Source organism: Amphritea sp. (assembly GCF_050300915.1).
In the GTDB taxonomy this organism is placed as follows: Bacteria; Pseudomonadota; Gammaproteobacteria; order Pseudomonadales; family Balneatricaceae; genus Amphritea.
In genome coordinates, this window is sequence record NZ_JBNKYN010000239.1 from 1 (window position 1) to 538 (window position 538).

The 538-nt window shown below is 44.8% G+C and carries 1 protein-coding gene; it reads right to left on the reverse strand.

The genetic code is table 11. The features are described 5' to 3' along the window. Positions 1–310 precede the first annotated feature (310 nt). The coding region (locus ACQY8X_RS21200) for a GDP-mannose 4,6-dehydratase (protein WP_428037107.1) at positions 311–538 on the reverse strand (228 nt) is incomplete at its 5' end.

Here is a 538-nt window from a genome sequence, read left to right on the forward strand (position 1 = left end):
ATGGCCCGCTACAAAAACTTTAGTCATTAAAAACTCCTAACAAAACCATAAATGCATAGACCGAAAGGTTCACCATCGAGAACACAGAGGAAAAGCAGCTCTTATAAAATACTTCACCACCAAACCACAGTACCCAAAAGACATTATCAGAACATCTGGAAACCACTTAATAAAAAACCTTAAAATCAAAGCTCTTCTCAGTGCCCTCTGTGTCCTCTGTGGTAAAACCGCTCTTACACAAAAGCCCTTCTCTGTGTTCCTCTGTGGTAAAACGCTTTTACACAATGTAAAACGCTCTTACGAAAAGCGCTTAACCTTCCAGAGCAACGCTTACGTCATAACCGTGCTTTTTCAGCAGGGCGTGCTGCTTGGCATTGGTCAGGTCGTTCTGCACCATCTCAGCACACATCTCTTCAACGGTAATTTCCGGTGTCCAGCCCAGCTTCTCTTTTGCTTTGGACGGATCACCCAGCAGGGTTTCCACTTCAGCAGGACGGAAGTACTTAGGATCAACCCGAACAATCACATCACCCACCTT